Raw genomic sequence first — 17,419 nt, forward strand, 5'->3', positions numbered from 1 at the left:
TGGTCGACAATGCAAGAGCGTGGTACCTTGCTTGGCATGCGTATTTTACTGGGTTTTTATCGCTTGGTAGGGCGTCGTGTATTGTGGTTAATGTTGTTTCCCGTGGTGTTTTATTTTTACTGCACAGGTAAAACGCAACGAGCGGCGAGCATCGCGTTTTTAAACCAAGTGGCTCAGCATAACAATCAGCCAGTCAATGCTGGTTTTTGGCAAGGGTTAAAACATTTTTGCAAATTTGCTGATTCAGCGTTTGATAAAATTGACGCGTGGCTTGGCAAAATCTCACTCGACGCCATTCAATATCAAAATCATGAAGAATTTGCTGAATTACAAAAAAGTAAGCAAGGTGCCATTTTTATTGGCTCTCATTTAGGTAATTTGGAAGTATGTCGGGCGCTCAGTCAAGGCCGTTACGCAGTAACCATAAACGTTTTAGTGTTTACCCATCATGCAGTTGAATTTAATAAGGTGCTGCAACAAATCAATTCCGATGCCAAAGTAAATCTCATCCAAGTTACGGACATGAGCCCAACCTTGGCGATTTTACTGAAACAAAAAATTGATGATGGCGAAGTAATAGTGATTGTTGGTGACCGCACTAGCTCAAGCGTCGCTGGCAGGGTAAACTATTGTAATTTCATGGGTAAACCAGCACCGTTTTCACAAGGGCCATTTATTCTTGCGAGTTTACTCGAATGCCCGGTGTATTATTTATTTTGTTTAAAAGCGCATAACCGCTATTTAGTTATTTTTGAAAAAGTTGCGGATAAGTTAAAATTTAGCCGTAAAACACGACAGCAGGATCTACAAACAACAATTCAGCATTTTTCAGATCGTCTGAGTTTTTTTGCGAGTCAGTATCCTTACCAATGGTTTAATTTTTATGATTTTTGGACTGACGACAGTAAAGTCAGCCGAGATTAGTTCGGAGTAAGAAGTGATTAATCAACAGCAAACAGGGCCACTGACATTCGGCCAAGGACCGCTTTCAATTGAAGATATTGTCGCGATAGCAAAAGGACACACACAGGCTAAGCTGTCGAATGATACCGGATTTACTCAACGCATTGACGCAGGCGTTGCCTTTTTAGATAAATTACTCGCAGAAGACGGCGTAATTTACGGTGTAACAACTGGATACGGTGATTCCGTAACGCGTGCCGTACCACTATCGCTAGTAAATGAATTACCATTGCATTTAACGCGTTTTCACGGTTGTGGTTTAGGCGATGTATTTTCGAAAGAGCAGGGCCGCGCAATACTCGCGACCCGATTAAACTCTTTAGCACAAGGTTACTCGGGTGTTAGCTGGGATATGCTGACGCTGTTAAAAGAATACCTAAACCACGATGTTGTGCCTGTTATTCCACAAGAAGGATCGGTGGGCGCAAGTGGTGATTTAACCCCACTTTCATACGTTGCTGGCGCCTTAGTTGGCGAACGCGATGTGTATTTTAATGGTGAAGTGGCAAATAGTGGCGATGTGATGAAAGCCCTCAACCTAATGCCGCTTACGTTAAGACCTAAAGAAGGCTTGGCGATTATGAACGGTACGGCGGTGATGACAGCTCTTGCATGTCTTGCTTACGACCGCGCCGAATACCTTGTCAAACTTGCGACTCGCCTTACGTCACTAGCGAGCTTAGGGTTAATGGGAAATTCGCACCATTTCGATGATATTTTATTCTCGGTAAAACCGCATGCAGGGCAGCAACAAGTGGCTGCTTGGATCCGTGACGACCTAAATTATCACACTCACCCGCGCAATGCCGACCGTCTACAAGACCGTTATTCTATTCGCTGTGCGCCGCACATTATTGGCGTGCTAGCAGATACGTTACCTTGGTTGCGTCAGTTAATTGAAAACGAGCTAAACTCGGCAAACGATAACCCAATTATTGATGGTATTGGTGAACACGTGTTGCACGGTGGTCATTTTTACGGTGGCCATATTGCAATGGCAATGGATACGCTGAAAACGGCGGTTGCTAACTTAGCTGATTTAGCCGACCGTCAAATTGCGTCATTAGTTGATAGTAAGTTTAACAATGGCTTGCCAAGTAACTTATCAAATGGCGATCCAGAGCGTCAGTACATTAACCATGGCTTTAAAGCTGTGCAAATTGGCGCATCTGCATATACTGCTGAAGCGCTAAAACTAACAATGCCGGCGAGTGTATTCTCTCGTTCTACTGAATGCCATAACCAAGATAAAGTGAGCATGGGCACCATTGCAGCGCGTGACGCACTGCGCGTTATTCAATTAACAGAGCAAGTATTAGCAAGTACGTTGTTAGCGTCAATTCAAGCATTACGTATTCGTAAAGAGCGCGGCGAAGTTGATGCCGACAGTCTTGCCAATGGATTAACCGAAATGTATCAAGATATTACTGGTTATTTCCCGAATCTTGATGAAGACCGCCCGCTTGAGCGTACTTTGCGTGACACAGTCGATGCAATTCAACAGCAGAAATGGAAGTTATATGAATAGTCGAGATGCGCTATTAACTACGCAGGTTGAAATTGATGTACCGTTCCACGATTGCGACCCAATGCAAGTGGTGTGGCACGGTAACTATGCCCGTTACTTTGAGGTAGCACGTTGTGAACTGTTGCGCTTGTTTGATTACGATTATGATGAAATGGCAGCCTCTGGCTTTATGTGGCCGATCATCGATATGCGTTGTAAATACATCAAACCTGCGCGTTTTCGCCAAGTGATTGTGGTAACGGCGTATTTAAAAGAGTACGAAAACCGCATCAAAATTGATTATGTGATCAGCTGTAAAGAAACTGGCGAAAAGCTGACAAAAGGTTATTCGGTTCAGGTTGCGGTGGGCATTAGTGATGGTGAAATGCAGTATGTGAGCCCGCCAGCACTGATTGAAAAACTATCAAAGGTGTTAGATGCGTAGCGCATTGTTAGTTTGTATTGCGTTTGCGGCATTTTTTGCAAACGCAAATACCACGCTTGTTGATGCGTTTAGTGAGCTAAAGCTTGTTAATCAGAGCAAGGTTAGCGGACAATTTGAGCAACACAAAAAAATTAAAGTGTTAAAAAACAGTATTGTTTCCGCTGGTAGCTTTAGTGCCGATCAAAGCGGCTTTGTGTGGCAGCAAAAAACACCGATTGCTTCAATAATCCGCATGGATGAACAAGGCATTTACAGCAAAGATCATCGTGGAAATGAAAGCCAAATGACGAATGCTGATCTTTATATTCCGCTGCTACAAGCCTTATTGCTGCAAGATCCGGTTAAGTTGTCTGACTATTTACAGGTTCAATCGGTGGTAGATAATTGCATAAACTTGTCGGCAAATGAGCCGCTTGACCAAGTGTTTAGTGAGGTAAAACTGTGTGGAACAGGCACCATCTCGCGAATTGTGCTCAGCGAGCAAGCGGGGCATACCACTGAGATCAATTTAACCTATGCCGCGGCTAATTAAGTTGAATTCTCACAGAATTTCCATCGCGCTTGCCTTTATTGTGATTGCTGCGTTGTTTTGTGCAATTATCGCAAAGCAATTTACCAGCGGCGACACACAATTTAGCAGTGATATTTTAGCGGTGGTGCCACAATCTGATGTACTTACGTCTCCTGCGATTACGCAAGCGAAGGCAATTATACAGCAGCGCTCATCAGGGCAGCTGGTGTTTAGTAGTGGCAACAAACACGCGTTACTGGCGTTTAAGCAAAGGCTAGAGCAAAACGCTGCGCTGACTTACATACCGCCACCTGATATTAAGCTCGACGAAGTGGTGGCGTTTTACTCCCGTTATCCAGGCAGTTTAATGTCGAGCAGTTATCCTAGCCAACTGTCAGAGCCCAGTGAATTACTCAATTACACTTTGGCAGAATTAACCAAGCCTGACAGTACTTTAAGTGCAAGCTCGCTATCGAGCGACCCAACATTAGCATTGGCAAGTTTTCTAAATGGCGTGTCGCATATGGGCAGTATGGGGCAGCAAGACGGCTTGTTTAAAGTTCAGTTGTCACGGTCGCAACAACAGGTTTTTGCCGTTGATGACGCGCACAAAACCTTTTATCTTGCGCGTTTTATGCTAACTGAAAACGGCGCAGACTTTTCGCAAAATATCGCATTAACGCAACAAATTACCGGTTTAATTAGCCAGTTTGAGGCTGAATATAACAGCCAGATTTATTTCTCAGGCTTTGCCTTTCATGGCAGTGAAAATGCGCAGCAAGCAGAATACGAAATTTCGACATTTGGCATCATTAGCTTGGTTGCAGTGGTGTTGCTTGTACTCGTATTTTTTAGAAATTTAATTGTTATTGGGCTGATGCTAGTGACAATTTTAAACGCCTGTATTTGGGGCATGGCCGCACTGGTATTAGTATTCGATAACATTGAATTGATTGGTTTAGTGTTTTCAGTGACCTTAATTGGCGTCGCCATAGATTACTTATTCCATGTGCTGTGTGCGGAAAAAAACACTATTACAACGAGCTTGGTTCTTGGCTTTGTAACAACTGCCGCAGGTTATGCACTTTATAGCTTTTCACCAATGGCCTTATTACAACAAGTCGCAGTGTTTATGATTTTTGGTCTGCTTGGTGCGCTTGTGTTTTCTCTTTTTTGTCAGTATGCACTTGATCTTAAACTTAAAAAGCCGCGTATTGCTTGGGCGAATGTGTTAATGCTATTAAACCGTGAAAAAGCTAAGTTATTGGCAGTATTAGTTGTATTGTTCTCCCTTGGCTTTTTAGTGAAACCGATTGTGCATCAAGATGACGTGGCTGTTTTGAGTAATACAAGTGAGACACTTAAACATAATGAAATGTTTAACCTCGCTTTACTTGGCCAAAGTAATAAGCACCACTTTTTACTGACTGCTGACTCCATGCAGTCGGCGCTTGAAAAACAAGAGACGGTAGTTAAATGGTTGGAAAAAAACGCCAATCAGGTTGAAGTAAACAGTTTGGCAAATTACTTGCCGTCACTAAATGCGCAGCAAACTACCTACACCTTACTACAAAATAAAGTAGTGGCAGGTCACTATACTGAGGTGAGTAATTCGCTTGGTATTAATGTGGGGGTTGAGCAATATTCGCCATTAACGGTGAGCGAATTTAAACAGTCGCCACTTAAGCAGCTGTTACCGCTTCATTTAGTGTTTGAAGATGCGCACAATGCGGTGCTTTGGTTTAATGTTGATACATTAACGAGTGATACCCTGAATGAATTATTAAACGAACATGGAGATTTCTTACATTTACTTGATAAACGTCAAGAAATTTCAGATGCATTAGGTCATTATCGCTCTACAGTAATGGGACTTATGGCATTAAGTGCGGTGGTTGCAATGCTCGTTATGGCACTACGTTTTGACTTGGTTACGGCGTTATTGTCGGGACTAATCATTGGTTTAGTGACGCTGTGTGCATTGTTACTCTCGAGTTGGATACAAGGTGCGGTGAATTTATTTAATTACCTCGCAACAATTTTAATTTTAGCGCTGGCAATTGATTATCTAATTTTTTATCGTAGTAAAGGCTTGTGCCAAAGTAACTTGCAGGCAATAAGTTTATCATTATGTTCATCATGTTTGGTGTTTGGCATATTAATATTGAGTAAAACACCGGCTGTTTTTAGTTTTGGTTTAACCTTAGTTATCGGGTTAGTGAGCCTTTACCTATTGGCTCCCTGTATTGTCAAGGAAAGGAAATGAAGGTAGAAAAAGTTGATGTAGTTGTAATTGGTGCAGGTCCTTCAGGCGCAGTTGCAAGTAGTTTATTAAATAAACAAGGAAAAAAGGTTGTCGTGCTTGAGCGTGAAACATTCCCACGCTTTTCAATTGGCGAGAGCTTATTACCTCAGTGTATGACCTATTTAGCTGAAGCTGGCTTAGTTGAGAGTTTAAATTCACAAGCGGAAGCACTTGGCTTTCAGTTTAAAAATGGTGCCGCATTTGAAAAATCAGGCGAACATACCTTTTTCGACTTTACCGATAAATTTACCGAAGGACCAGGTACTACGTTTCAAGTAAAACGTGCAGACTTTGATAAATTACTTGCCGATGGTGCAGCGCAGCAAGGGGTGACAATTCGTTATCGTCATACCGTAATTGAAGTGACTGAACACGCTGATTTTATGCGTTTAATTGTGATTGACGAAAGCGGTGAAACCTATACGGTTGAGGCAAAATTTGTATTAGATGCGAGCGGCTTTGGCCGAGTGTTACCGCGTTTACTCGATTTAGAAAAACCGTCAAAATTCCCTGTACGCAGTTCTTATTTCACGCATGTTGAAGACAATATTGATGATGCTAACTTTGATCGCAATAAAATTCTGATTACTGTTCACCCAGAGCATCCAGATGTGTGGTATTGGTTAATTCCATTTTCAGATGGTACGGCAAGTATTGGTGTAGTAATTGAGCCTGAAAAAGTTGTGGCAGCTGAGCGCGAACACCAAGAGATTTTGTTTGATTATATCAATCAAGTACCAAACTTATCTCAATTGCTAAAAAATGCCAAAGCGATTGCACCTGCACGCCAAATTAAAGGCTATTCAGCGGACGTAACACGTTTACATGGCGAGCGTTTTGCGCTGCTAGGCAATGCTGGTGAGTTTCTAGATCCTGTATTTTCTAGTGGTGTAACCATTGCACTTCGCTCTGCGTGTTTAATTGCACCTGTAGTAAATGATTTGCTCGATGGCAAAGAAGTAGATCTTGCTACACAATATGCAGAGCCGCTTAAGCAAGGTGTTGATTGCTTTAAAACCTTTGTTACCGCGTGGTATGACGGTCGTTTCCAAGACGTTATCTTCCATAAAGAGCAAGATCCGCAAATCAGACAAATGGTATGCTCAATTCTTGCTGGTTACGCGTGGGATACAAGTAATCCATACGTTGCGCATAGCGAACGTCGTTTAGATGTATTAGCGAAGTTATGCAAAGAGTATCAGTAACCTTACTAATACTGTGTTTATTGGTAGGTTGTTCAAGTGCACACCGTATTGATACGGTGTCGCTTGATCACGAAATTCACTATAAATTACAAGCAGTACCTGAGAGTTGGCCAAAAATGTCTGCATTGCAATTGGTCACAGTAACACGGGGTGATGAGCAAAATACCTTGTTGTTACAAAGCGAACGTTCCGAGCAGCAACTCAATTTAGTTGCGCTAACAGCGCAAGGAATAAGTTTATTTTCATTATCGCTGTTCAAAGACGGTAATTATCACGTTGAAAACCATTTACCCGGCATTAATTTGTACCCAAGCCATATGCTAGCCGATATGCAATTGGCAACATGGCCGCTTACAAATGTAAAGCAAGGGCTACTTGGTGCATCCATTACGCAGCAGCAAGACGAACGCATTATTAGCGACCTAAATGGCGAGGTAATGCGCATTCGCTACACAGACACCACTACGACAATTACCCACATGCGTCGTCACTACACAATCACTATCGAAGAGATAAACTAATATGGCAATCGGTTTAAATGACTTAGGGCTTGTTTGTAGCCTAGGCGACAGTAAGCAAAGTGTGATGGCAGCACTGTCAAACAGTGAACTATCACAGCCGCAATTACTGACCAAATTTGATAAACCGGGCAATGACGGGACTGAATTTTTTGTCGGTGCTGTAAGCGCAACGTTACCAGAAATTTGCGAACCACAGTTTAATACGCGCAATAATCAATTGCTGTTAACCGCGTTCAAACAAATTGAGCAAACGTTTACAGCGCTTACAGAGCAATTTGAAAAACAGCGTATTGCTATTGTTTTAGGCACCAGCACTAGTGCTATTAGTGAAGGTGAAACCGCCTATCAGCAATTTACAGATGCGGGTGATTACCCAGCGCATTTTAATTATCGTCAGCAAGAATTACACGCACCGAGTGAATATTTAGCGCATATTACGGGTGCGAGTGGACCTTGTTACACTATTTCAACAGCCTGTAGCTCAAGCGGTAAGGCATTAGTCAGTGCGCGCGGTTTAATTGAATCGGGTATCGCAGATGTGGTGCTTTGTGGCGGCGTAGATAGTTTATGTAAAATGACCTTAAATGGTTTTAAAGCGCTTGAATCGACCGCGGCTGAATACTGTAAACCGTTTCACAGCGAGCGTGATGGTATTAATATTGGCGAGGCAGCGGCACTTTTTGTGATGAGTAAACAGCCTGCTACTGTGCGTTTATGTGGCGCGGGTGAGAGCTCTGATGCGTATCATGTTTCAGCGCCTGAACCGTCTGGCCGTGGTGCGATTGCAAGCATGACGAAAGCTTTGCAAGACGCTGGCATCGATGCCAAAGAGATTGGTTACATAAATGCCCATGGTACCGGCACACCGAAAAACGATGAAATGGAAGCGAATGCCATTCATTCTCTTGGTTTTGATTGTTTAGTGAGTTCAACCAAAGGTCTTACCGGTCATACACTTGGTGCGGCAGGGGCATTGGAAGCGGGGATCTGTTGGTTGCTACTAAGTGATTTCAATAAAGACGAGATTATTCCTGCCAATTACCCTGTAGCGGAACTTGATGAAAAACTTTCGCCAATTAGACTCGCAGCATCGAATTCTTCTGGTAAAATACGCTTTTGTTTATCCAACTCGTTTGCGTTTGGTGGCAATAATGTGTCACTTGTTTTTGGTAATTAGCGCATCAACGGAAAAACACCGAATTAAAAATATAACGCTAGGCATCAGTGCTAATTACTAAGTGCCAGCGCAAGTAAACTCGATTAAGTGCTCACGCTCTATTTGGGCGTTGTTTATTTTGCATCCTTAATCCGAAACTTAGGTTAATTCATGACACATTATTCGATTGAAGCGGTGCTACCTCACGCCGACCCAATGATCTTACTCACTCGCTTGGTGAGCTATGATCAAGACTCTGCAGTTTGCGAGGTCGATATCTCTGCACAATCAGCGTTTTTTAACGAACAAACTCAATCAGTTGCAAGTTACATTGGTACTGAATATATGGCACAATCTATCGCAGCATACGCAGGTGCTTTAGCACTCGATGACAATGCTGCGGTTAAAATTGGATTTTTAATTGGTTCGCGTAAATATAAGACATTTACTCCTAAGTTTACGCTAGGGCAGACGTTAGCTGTTTCGGTTAAAAAACTGTTTCAAGAAGAAACAGGGTTAAGTGTATTTGAATGCCAAATTCTGCATGCAGATACGGTTCTTGCTGAAGCTAAAATCAATGTCTTTCAACCAGATGATCCTGTGCAGTTTTTAAAGGAACAACAATGACAAAACGTGTATTAGTAACTGGCTCAAGTCGCGGAATTGGCAAGGCCATCGCATTAAGATTGGCCGAAGACGGATTCGATATTGCGCTTCATTGCCGCAGTGGCGTTGACGCGGCAATGCAAGTAAAAGAACAAATAGAAGCACTTGGCCGTCACGTTAGCCTTGTTCAATTTGACGTATGTGACCGTCAAAAAACGCAGCAAGCATTGCTTGCGGATGTCGAAGCCCATGGAGCGTATTATGGCGTTGTCTGCAATGCCGGTGTAACACGCGATACTGCCTTTCCTGCAATGACAGGTGAAGAGTGGGATGAAGTATTAACTACAGGATTAGATGGTTTTTACAACGTAGTGCAACCTTTGGTGATGCCGATGATCCAAACTCGTAAAGGCGGCCGCATTATCACTATGGCATCGGTATCGGGCATTGCTGGTAACCGTGGTCAGGTTAACTACAGCGCAGCAAAAGCGGGTTTAATTGGTGCAACTAAGGCATTGGCGCTGGAAGTAGCAAAACGTAAAATTACAGTAAATTGCGTCGCACCGGGTTTAGTTGCAACCGATATGGTTGATGATTTACCAGTCGATGAAATTTTAAAAATGGTACCTATGCGCCGTATGGCAGAGCCAAAAGAAGTGGCGGGTACAGTGGCATTTTTAATGTCAGATGACGCTGCCTATATTACGCGTCAGGTTATTTCGGTAAATGGTGGGTTAGTTTAGTGAAACGCGTTGTTGTAACAGGAATGTCTGCGATTACTGCGCTAGGCGATGATTGGCAAACGTTTAAAAGTGCCTTAAAAACAGGTGAAAACGCAGTAGAGACAATGCCAGATTGGACATTTATTAATGGCTTAAATACCAATTTGGGCGCGCCAGTCAAGCATTTTGAAAAGCCTAAGCATTATTCACGTAAAAAGATCCGTTCAATGGGACGGGTATCACTTATGGCAACCCGTGCAACAGAATTAGCTCTCGAACAAGCTGGCCTTTTAGAGCACCCATCGTTAACAAATGGCGATACAGGTATTGCGTACGGTTCATCAATTGGCTCTACTGCGCCGCTTATTCCATTTGGCCGCATGATGGACAGTGGCGAAATGACGGGTGTTACAGCAACGAGTTATATTCAAATGATGGCCCATACCGCGCCAGTTAACGTGGGCGTATTTTTTGGTTTAAAAGGCCGTGTTATTACTACAAGCTCGGCATGTACATCAGGTTCACAAGGTTTGGGCTATGCTTTTGAGGCGATTAAATTTGGTCGACAAAAGCTAATGGTGGCAGGTGGCGCAGAAGAGCTGTGTGTAACCGAAGCTGCAGTATTTGATACCTTGTACGCAACCAGCTGCAAAAATGACACGCCAAAACAAACCCCACGCCCGTTTGATAAAGACCGTGACGGCCTGGTGATTGGTGAAGGTGCATGTACCTTTATTTTAGAAGAGTTAGAACACGCACAAGCGCGAGGCGCACATATTATTGCCGAAATTGTTGGCTTTGGCTGTAACTCAGACGGGCAACATGTAACCCAACCAACCAGCGAAACCATGCAAGTGGCGATTGAGCAAGCAATTGCCGAGGCGGGTATAGAAAAATCTCAAATTGGTTACGTAAATGCTCATGGCACATCAACTGATCGTGGTGACATTGCTGAATCTCATGCAACTTTCAATGCGTTAGGTAAGGTGCCGATTAGTTCGTTAAAGAGTTATTTAGGACACACCTTAGGTGCGTGCGGCGCTATTGAAGCGTGGGCGAGCATTCATATGATGCAAGACAATTGGTTTGGTGGCACGACGAACTTAGATAATGTAGACCCAGAATGTGCGCCACTCGATTACTTAAGTGTAGAGGGGCGTGAAATCAACACCGATTATGTGATGAGTAACAACTTTGCGTTTGGTGGGATCAATACCTCGTTAATCTTCAAACGCTGGTCGTAAATCATGTTGATGCGATGGATTGCACTTAGCTTACTGTTTATCTCAACACACAGTGTTGCCGATGAAGTCACGTTTGGTATTGGCGCGTTTTATTCATCGCTCCCGCATTATTTAGGCGCGGAACAAAACGAAAGTTATGTGGTTCCGCTGCCGTACATTCACATTGAGAAAGAACACTATAAAGTAGAGCGCAACGAATTCGAATCATTTTATGAAGTTGCACCTAATCATTATATTAGTGTCAGTGCAGGTGGTGCGATTGCCGTATCAAGTAAAGATAATCGTGCCCGCGAAGGCATGGACGACCTTGCCTGGGTCGGCGAAATAGGCCCAAGCTATCAATATTTTAGTTTTGGTAATCCTACCTCAGACGACTATTTATATATTTCACCTTTTATTCGAAAAGCTTACGCATTTGATGGCGGAGATATCGATGATATCGGCAGTGTGTATGGCGTTATGCTAGAAGCGGGGCAGCAGATTTATCAAGATGGTCAGCATCAGGTAAACCTTACTGGACGTTTTAGTACCCGTTTTGGCAGCCATGCTTACAACAGCTACTTTTATCACGTTGCTGAACAATTTCAAACAATTGACCGTTTGTCTTTTGATGCTGATGCGGGTTATCTTGCATCGGTATTTAGTTTAGGATTAACTTACGATAACGATTGGCTTTGGGCCGGCGGTTTTCTTCGTTATTATAATTATTCACACAGTGCAAATCAGCAAAGTCCCCTGTTGCGTGATAATCACAACGTTGCACTTGGTTTTGGCTTTGCATGGAAGTTCTATTCATTAAAAAATTAGGGAGAAGTAATGAAAAAATTAATTCTTGGTGTTTCGCTTGCACTTGCTGCAAGTACTGCAACGGCGCGTGATGATATTGGTCGTTACTCGGTTGAAGAGCTATTAAGCACAGCAAAAGCTGAGCAAGCGCTTGACCCAAACATTAAACTATTTTTTGGTAAGCAAAAAGCGGGCGAAGTAAAGTCAACTTACGGTGAAGTGCAAACCAATAAAAAAACCAATGCGTTCAACAAAAGTGATAAAGAAGCGTGCCAATGGGTAATGCTTAGCGCATTGAAATCATTACAAGAGCGCGCGCGTAGAGAAGGCATGAATGCCGTAATGAACATTAGTTCGTACTACAAAAAACGCGAATTTGTAAGTGAAACTGAATTTGAATGTGGTGCAGGTTTTGTAATGGCCGGTGTGACATTAAAAGGTGATTTGGTTAAACTATAAGAGTTCAACCATTCTTTAAAAAAAGCCCGTTTAGGGCTTTTTTAATATTTAAGGCAGCAAAAATGCAAAACCAACCAAATAACCCATTACATGGCTTAACGTTAGAGAAAATTGTGACACAATTGGTCGAAGAGTATGGTTGGGATGGTCTTTACCGCGAGATTAAGATTAACTGTTTTTCAAACGATCCTTCAATCAAATCATCGCTAAAATTTTTACGTCGTACCCAATGGGCACGTGATAAAGTTGAAGCACTTTACCTTGATACGTTCCGCTAACTGATCTAAACGTCCAGTAACTCACTATAATTAAGTAACAATTTGAGAAATCAGGGAGTGCTTAATTATGAAAAACGAGCTAGACGCCAAACTATTATTGAAAGTATTCGACCTTATCTACCAAAAAGGCGAAGACTTTGAAGACGGTAAACTCTATCAAGGGATCACCGCGTTTTCAGATATTGACGGCTACACCATTTACCTGAAAGGAAATGGTGTATTGCTACGTTTTGGCTTTCACAACACCTATCATCTTGATTATGAACACAGTAAATTAAAAGACGTGTTTATGAGCAAACTCGAATCTTTGGTTAAAGAAGTAGAATAGCGCGTTCCCTTAGCTACTTAACTAACTTAAATCTAAAAATTTAAATTAAAAAACGCGATACGCGCGAGGAGCTTATGAGACAGATAGTTATTGTAATTCTTTTGCTGTTAGTTACCGGATGCACAACGCATTATCCAAACCAAGATATTGAAGGTAAACGGTTTCCAAATGTCACAGGCACGAGTTTAGAAAAGCAAACCGTTAGTTTACCAGCGCATGTTGCTGGCAAGCCAAGTATATATTTAATTGGCTATAAACAAGATTCGCAATTTGATATTGATCGCTGGTTAATTGGACTTGATATGAAAGAAGTGGACGTGGTTGCTTTTGAATTACCTACTATTGCAGGCATGTTTCCGCGTATGTTTAGCACGCAAATAGACGAGGGTATGCGGCGCGGCATTCCAAAAGAGTTATGGGGTGGGGTAATTACAATTTATGAGGACGGTGAGCGTATTCAGGCTTTTACCGGCAATGAAAAACCAAACAACGCAAGGGTTTTGTTGCTAGATGAAAAGGGTAACGTTGTTTATTTTTATGACAGCGGTTTTAGCGTTGCTGCGCTCAATGAGCTAATTACCCGTTTGGCAGAGCTAGGTTAATTTAATTTAGGTAAAAGAAAAGGCGCAATGTGCGCCTTTTTACTTTTATGCGTTTAAATATTGCAGGTTACAGCGAGAATGTTCTTGAAATAGAGAACACTAAGCGCTCATCTGCGGTGTCCCAATCAAGGTTCGTGTTTTCTGCCGCAAGCTCTAGGTTAAAACCTTTAAAGCTGGTTTGATAGGCTAATCGATAGTGATGGTATGACGAATTATTGCCATCCCATAACCACTTATCGCCATCAAGTGAGTTTGATACATCAAAACTTGCACGTAGTGTATGATTTGGCGCGATTTCATAAGAATGCGCTAGCATCGCAATAGTGTGGCCTGCACCTGTGCCAAAGTAATCCCAGCTGTACCAGAAGTTAAACTCGGTATTACCCAAGGCTGATGAATAGCCAAATTTTGCATAAGCTTCTGGGTAGTTACCATCATCTGAATAGCTTGCACCGTGGTAGGTGTAATACGCGATACCATAATCAAGGCTTAACGCATCGTTAAGGCTGATATAGTGACCAGCATAAAAGTCCCACTCAATGTTAGTGTCGTCACCAAAATCTACATTTGATGCCCAACTACCCGCGTAAAAGCCATTTTCAAATGATTTGTCGAGACTAACCTGTAGCGCTGGGTCGTTCATGGTTTGGCTAACACCGTTGAAAGTGTAGTCAGATGCCCCAGTTACCGTTGTACTCCAATCGGCATGCGCCACGTTTGTCATTACTGCAACCGGGATTAGTGATAATTTAATTAAATTTTTCATATGATCAGCTTATTGTCTCTATTTTATTAAAATCAATTGCGTTTTCTTTTGGTGAACTATGAATCGTCTTAACTGTTTTGAATTTATTAACCAAAATAAAACCAAAACCAGCAAAGAAAATTGCAATAACAATGGCACCAACCCATTGGATTTGTAGAAAGTTCAGTTTAAATAATAGTGTTAAAAGTGAAAGTGCAACAATATTTAGTAACAGATAATTGCGCTTACCTAAACGGGCAACGGTAAGGTTAAGATTATCTGTGTATAAGCGGATCAGTGAATCTAGTGAATTGATCACAAACACAATACCAACAAATACCATGGCAAAGTTCACCAGACCATCGGTTGCAATACCGGCATCATGGTAGTGATACAGCACGGCAAACCAAGCAGCAATTGGAATTGATGGGAAAATTAACATCGCTGCGAGTACTTGGTAGGTTTTAAGTCCACCAACAAAACGAGAGGTGAATTGACCTATCATAATGCTCCACGCAAACCACCAGAATAAATAGAATTCATGGTAGTCGTTAAGCGGCAATACAAAATGGTGAATATTCGCAAAGTAGTCGCCAATCAGTGCTAAGTTATTTGTATAGGCACTCATTTCGCTGTCGCCAAATAAAAAGGCGCCTACCCACATAGCAACAATTAACGCGATAAATACCCAGGTTGTTGTAATACTTAAAAAGCGTACATAACGAATACTGGTACTTGAATAAGCAGCAAAACAAATTGCAGCAAATACAATTAAGTAAAACGTTGGCACAATTGATTCGCCATCACCTACCGCAGGTAGGTACCATGGTAAGTTACTCAGTAACAAAAAGGCGGTAAACGCACATGTGCCGATAATCACCACGTTGTTAACCAATTTTACCAGTGGAATTTCGAAAAATTTCACTTTAGGTTCAATTACACAGAAATAAAAACAGGTCAAAAAGTAGAAACCCCAAATTAAGAATCCCCAAAAACCAAACTCAATTGCGAGTGGGTTTGTGAAACCATATTCTGGGCTTGCTTTTATGTCTGCATAACCGGCAAACTCGGTTAGCGGAAACATGATAAGGCCAACGTCGAGGCCAGATGTAAACAGAATTGCAACAAAGGTAAAGGTTTTAACAGGGGTGACCCCCACTACTTGCATATTGCCCCATTTATATAAAATAAAGGCGATTGAAAGTAAGGTGAACAAAATGCCAGCACTAAGCCATAAGGTCATTGTCACCCTCCCAGTATAAGTAAAAATAGTCCATAGTTTTCCTATTTGTTGTTGTCATAGTTAATCAATAGCGAGTTGCTATTTGTTGAAAATAACGATGAAAGTTGTGATGCTTTCATCGCTACTACCAATTTTTAGCGCTGTTGCTGCTGCCAATCTGGCTTAATGCCAACAGGCACTGCAGTTGAATTAAGCGCTGGCTTTGCCAAAATGATGTCAGCCGCCTTTTCTGCAACCATAATGGTTGGCGCATTTAAATTGCCATTCGGTATGGTTGGGAAAATAGAAGAGTCAACCACGCGTAAATTACTTATTCCACGCACTTGTGTATTTGAATTTACTACCGCCATATCGTCTTCTCCCATTTTGCATGAGCAACTTGGGTGATAAGCACTTTCAACGGCATCACGCACAAAGGCATCAATTTCTTCATCAGTTTGAATTTGTTCGCCAGGTTGAATTTCACCGTCGCGGTAATCATCAAACGCAGGCTGTGCGATAATTTCGCGAGTTAAACGCACGCAAGCGCGGAACCCTTCAATATCGTCGGGGTGCTGCAAGTAATTAAACTGAATCTTTGGTGCAATACTCGGATCAGAGGATTGAATTGTCACTGCACCACGACTTTTCGGTTTGTTGTGGCCTACATGTACCTGAAAACCATGGCCATCAAAAGCCGATTTACCATCGTAACGAATTGCCGCAGGTAAAAAGTGATATTGAATATCAGGCCATTCAACGCCCGCTTTTGAGCGAATAAACGCACAGGATTCAAAGTGGTTAGTAACTCCAAGACCTGATTTTGCAAACAACCATTGTGCGCCAATTAATCCTTTTGAAATTAACCCCAATTTACCGTTTAACGTAATTGGCTTTTTACATTTGTACTGAAAATAAAACTCTAGATGATCTTGTAAGTTTTGACCGACACCCGGTAACTCGTGCTGCACTTTTACGCCGGCTTGTTCAAGCACGTCGCGTGGTCCAATGCCCGATAATTGCAAAATATGGGGTGAGCCAATCGGCCCCGCGCTTAAAATAACCTCTTTATTAGCAATGGCACGATGCGCTTTCCCTTTAATGGTGTAGTTCACACCCGTTGCTTTTTTGCCTTCCAAACGTACTTTAGTTACCAGTGCATTGGTTACTATGGTTAAATTCTTGCGGTGCTTTATTGGATCTAAATAAGCGCGACTTGCCGAGCAGCGAATGCCGTTTTTAACGGTCATATGCATTGGGCCAAAACCTTCTTGGTTTTCACCGTTGTAATCATGAGTATGATCATAACCTGCTTGTTTACCCGCTTCGATAAATGCGCGGTACAAAGGGTTAGCCATCTCATTACCGTTATTAACGCCAAGTTCACCATTGCCGCCGCGATAATTATCTTCACCTAAATACCAGCTTTCGGCTTTTTTGAAGTAAGGTAAACACGCTTGGTAATCCCAGTTTTCGGCGCCGTGTTCGGCCCATTCGTCAAAGTCTTTTGCATGACCACGTACATACACCATGCCATTAATTGACGAAGAGCCGCCCAATACTTTGCCGCGCGGGCAGTGCATACTGCGATTATTAAGGTAAGGCTCTTTTTCAGTATGAAATTGCCATGCGTATTTATCGCCATTCATTGGAATTGATAACGCCGTTGGCATTTGAATAAAAATACTTTTATCCGAACCACCGGTTTCCAGTAAAAGTACCGAATGTTCAGGATTTTCAGATAAACGGTTGGCGAGCACACACCCAGCTGAGCCTGCGCCGACAATAATATAATCGTACTGCATAAAATTACT

General features: G+C 42.3%; 19 protein-coding genes. 16 read left to right on the plus strand and 3 right to left on the minus strand.

Annotation, left to right across the window (positions count from 1 at the left end; all coding sequences use genetic code 11):
* Nucleotides 1–9: 9 nt before the first annotated feature.
* The 16 genes from AC2IOM_RS21060 (at nucleotide 10) to AC2IOM_RS21135 (ending at nucleotide 13,638) form a co-directional block, all read left to right on the plus strand.
* On the plus strand, nucleotides 10–924 hold the full coding sequence (locus tag AC2IOM_RS21060) for a lysophospholipid acyltransferase family protein (RefSeq protein WP_486360683.1): 915 nt from the start codon (nucleotides 10–12) through the stop codon (nucleotides 922–924).
* A 13-nt stretch (nucleotides 925–937) separates the two neighbouring features.
* Nucleotides 938–2,491, plus strand: coding sequence for an HAL/PAL/TAL family ammonia-lyase (locus AC2IOM_RS21065; protein WP_486360069.1), 1,554 nt, complete (start codon nucleotides 938–940; stop codon nucleotides 2,489–2,491).
* On the plus strand, nucleotides 2,484–2,915 hold the full coding sequence (locus AC2IOM_RS21070; protein ID WP_010559414.1) for an acyl-CoA thioesterase: 432 nt from the start codon (nucleotides 2,484–2,486) through the stop codon (nucleotides 2,913–2,915). Before AC2IOM_RS21065 ends, AC2IOM_RS21070 begins: the two co-directional genes overlap by 8 nt.
* Nucleotides 2,908–3,447, plus strand: a complete 540-nt coding sequence (locus AC2IOM_RS21075; protein WP_486360070.1) for an outer membrane lipoprotein carrier protein LolA — start codon at nucleotides 2,908–2,910, stop codon at nucleotides 3,445–3,447. Before AC2IOM_RS21070 ends, AC2IOM_RS21075 begins: the two co-directional genes overlap by 8 nt.
* Nucleotide 3,448: 1 nt before the next feature.
* A complete protein-coding gene (locus tag AC2IOM_RS21080; protein ID WP_486360071.1) occupies nucleotides 3,449–5,692 on the plus strand; it encodes an MMPL family transporter in 2,244 nt (747 codons plus the stop codon).
* Nucleotides 5,689–6,936 carry an NAD(P)/FAD-dependent oxidoreductase gene (locus tag AC2IOM_RS21085; protein WP_486360072.1) on the plus strand — a complete coding sequence of 416 codons (1,248 nt, stop codon included), beginning with the start codon at nucleotides 5,689–5,691 and terminating at the stop codon, nucleotides 6,934–6,936. The genes AC2IOM_RS21080 and AC2IOM_RS21085 overlap by 4 nt, the downstream gene beginning before the upstream one ends.
* Nucleotides 6,918–7,457, plus strand: coding sequence for a DUF3261 domain-containing protein (locus AC2IOM_RS21090; RefSeq protein WP_486360073.1), 540 nt, complete (start codon nucleotides 6,918–6,920; stop codon nucleotides 7,455–7,457). The genes AC2IOM_RS21085 and AC2IOM_RS21090 overlap by 19 nt, the downstream gene beginning before the upstream one ends.
* A gap of 1 nt (nucleotide 7,458) precedes the next feature.
* On the plus strand, nucleotides 7,459–8,634 hold the full coding sequence (locus AC2IOM_RS21095; protein WP_486360074.1) for a beta-ketoacyl-ACP synthase: 1,176 nt from the start codon (nucleotides 7,459–7,461) through the stop codon (nucleotides 8,632–8,634).
* Between the two features lie 150 nt (nucleotides 8,635–8,784).
* Complete coding sequence (locus AC2IOM_RS21100) at nucleotides 8,785–9,240, plus strand: hotdog family protein (RefSeq protein WP_394228518.1); 456 nt, start codon at nucleotides 8,785–8,787, stop codon at nucleotides 9,238–9,240.
* On the plus strand, nucleotides 9,237–9,962 hold the full coding sequence (gene fabG / locus AC2IOM_RS21105) for a 3-oxoacyl-ACP reductase FabG (protein WP_486360075.1): 726 nt from the start codon (nucleotides 9,237–9,239) through the stop codon (nucleotides 9,960–9,962). Before AC2IOM_RS21100 ends, fabG begins: the two co-directional genes overlap by 4 nt.
* On the plus strand, nucleotides 9,962–11,185 hold the full coding sequence (locus AC2IOM_RS21110) for a beta-ketoacyl-ACP synthase (protein ID WP_395388650.1): 1,224 nt from the start codon (nucleotides 9,962–9,964) through the stop codon (nucleotides 11,183–11,185). The genes fabG and AC2IOM_RS21110 overlap by 1 nt, the downstream gene beginning before the upstream one ends.
* Nucleotides 11,186–11,188: 3 nt before the next feature.
* Nucleotides 11,189–11,992, plus strand: coding sequence for a MipA/OmpV family protein (locus AC2IOM_RS21115; RefSeq protein ID WP_100914972.1), 804 nt, complete (start codon nucleotides 11,189–11,191; stop codon nucleotides 11,990–11,992).
* Between the two features lie 9 nt (nucleotides 11,993–12,001).
* Nucleotides 12,002–12,430 carry an excinuclease ABC subunit A gene (locus AC2IOM_RS21120; protein ID WP_100914973.1) on the plus strand — a complete coding sequence of 143 codons (429 nt, stop codon included), beginning with the start codon at nucleotides 12,002–12,004 and terminating at the stop codon, nucleotides 12,428–12,430.
* Nucleotides 12,431–12,492: 62 nt separating this feature from the next.
* Nucleotides 12,493–12,708 carry a VF530 family protein gene (locus AC2IOM_RS21125; RefSeq protein WP_010559403.1) on the plus strand — a complete coding sequence of 72 codons (216 nt, stop codon included), beginning with the start codon at nucleotides 12,493–12,495 and terminating at the stop codon, nucleotides 12,706–12,708.
* A gap of 67 nt (nucleotides 12,709–12,775) precedes the next feature.
* The gene (locus AC2IOM_RS21130; protein WP_010559402.1) at nucleotides 12,776–13,036 is read left to right on the plus strand and encodes a DUF3081 family protein; all 261 of its coding nucleotides are present in this window, start codon (nucleotides 12,776–12,778) and stop codon (nucleotides 13,034–13,036) included.
* Nucleotides 13,037–13,110: 74 nt separating this feature from the next.
* Nucleotides 13,111–13,638, plus strand: coding sequence for a hypothetical protein (locus AC2IOM_RS21135; protein WP_486360076.1), 528 nt, complete (start codon nucleotides 13,111–13,113; stop codon nucleotides 13,636–13,638).
* Between the two features lie 67 nt (nucleotides 13,639–13,705).
* On the opposite strand, the gene AC2IOM_RS21140 is transcribed toward AC2IOM_RS21135, so the two are convergent.
* The 3 genes from AC2IOM_RS21140 to betA form a co-directional block, all read right to left on the minus strand.
* Entirely contained in the window at nucleotides 13,706–14,404 is a 699-nt protein-coding gene (locus AC2IOM_RS21140; RefSeq protein ID WP_486360077.1) for a TorF family putative porin, read from the minus strand.
* 4 nt (nucleotides 14,405–14,408) lie between these two features.
* Nucleotides 14,409–15,626, minus strand: a complete 1,218-nt coding sequence (locus tag AC2IOM_RS21145; protein ID WP_486360078.1) for a BCCT family transporter — start codon at nucleotides 15,624–15,626, stop codon at nucleotides 14,409–14,411.
* Between the two features lie 134 nt (nucleotides 15,627–15,760).
* A complete protein-coding gene (gene betA / locus AC2IOM_RS21150) occupies nucleotides 15,761–17,410 on the minus strand; it encodes a choline dehydrogenase (protein WP_486360079.1) in 1,650 nt (549 codons plus the stop codon).
* Nucleotides 17,411–17,419 lie beyond the last annotated feature (9 nt).

The sequence above is a fragment of the Pseudoalteromonas sp. NS-SX12 genome (assembly GCF_057367955.1).

Bases quoted from the DNA above. Each gene is read 5' to 3' on its own strand.
- AC2IOM_RS21060 (WP_486360683.1), top strand. From the start codon at position 10: ATGCAAGAGCGTGGTACCTTGCTTGGCATGCGTATTTTACTGGGTTTT.
- AC2IOM_RS21070 (WP_010559414.1), top strand. From the start codon at position 2,484: ATGAATAGTCGAGATGCGCTATTAACTACGCAGGTTGAAATTGATGTA.
- AC2IOM_RS21075 (WP_486360070.1), top strand. From the start codon at position 2,908: ATGCGTAGCGCATTGTTAGTTTGTATTGCGTTTGCGGCATTTTTTGCA.
- AC2IOM_RS21085 (WP_486360072.1), top strand. From the start codon at position 5,689: ATGAAGGTAGAAAAAGTTGATGTAGTTGTAATTGGTGCAGGTCCTTCA.
- AC2IOM_RS21090 (WP_486360073.1), top strand. From the start codon at position 6,918: ATGCAAAGAGTATCAGTAACCTTACTAATACTGTGTTTATTGGTAGGT.
- AC2IOM_RS21095 (WP_486360074.1), top strand. From the start codon at position 7,459: ATGGCAATCGGTTTAAATGACTTAGGGCTTGTTTGTAGCCTAGGCGAC.
- AC2IOM_RS21100 (WP_394228518.1), top strand. From the start codon at position 8,785: ATGACACATTATTCGATTGAAGCGGTGCTACCTCACGCCGACCCAATG.
- fabG (WP_486360075.1), top strand. From the start codon at position 9,237: ATGACAAAACGTGTATTAGTAACTGGCTCAAGTCGCGGAATTGGCAAG.
- AC2IOM_RS21115 (WP_100914972.1), top strand. From the start codon at position 11,189: ATGTTGATGCGATGGATTGCACTTAGCTTACTGTTTATCTCAACACAC.
- AC2IOM_RS21120 (WP_100914973.1), top strand. From the start codon at position 12,002: ATGAAAAAATTAATTCTTGGTGTTTCGCTTGCACTTGCTGCAAGTACT.
- AC2IOM_RS21125 (WP_010559403.1), top strand. From the start codon at position 12,493: ATGCAAAACCAACCAAATAACCCATTACATGGCTTAACGTTAGAGAAA.
- AC2IOM_RS21130 (WP_010559402.1), top strand. From the start codon at position 12,776: ATGAAAAACGAGCTAGACGCCAAACTATTATTGAAAGTATTCGACCTT.
- AC2IOM_RS21135 (WP_486360076.1), top strand. From the start codon at position 13,111: ATGAGACAGATAGTTATTGTAATTCTTTTGCTGTTAGTTACCGGATGC.
- AC2IOM_RS21140 (WP_486360077.1), bottom strand. From the start codon at position 14,404: ATGAAAAATTTAATTAAATTATCACTAATCCCGGTTGCAGTAATGACA.
- AC2IOM_RS21145 (WP_486360078.1), bottom strand. From the start codon at position 15,626: ATGACCTTATGGCTTAGTGCTGGCATTTTGTTCACCTTACTTTCAATC.
- betA (WP_486360079.1), bottom strand. From the start codon at position 17,410: ATGCAGTACGATTATATTATTGTCGGCGCAGGCTCAGCTGGGTGTGTG.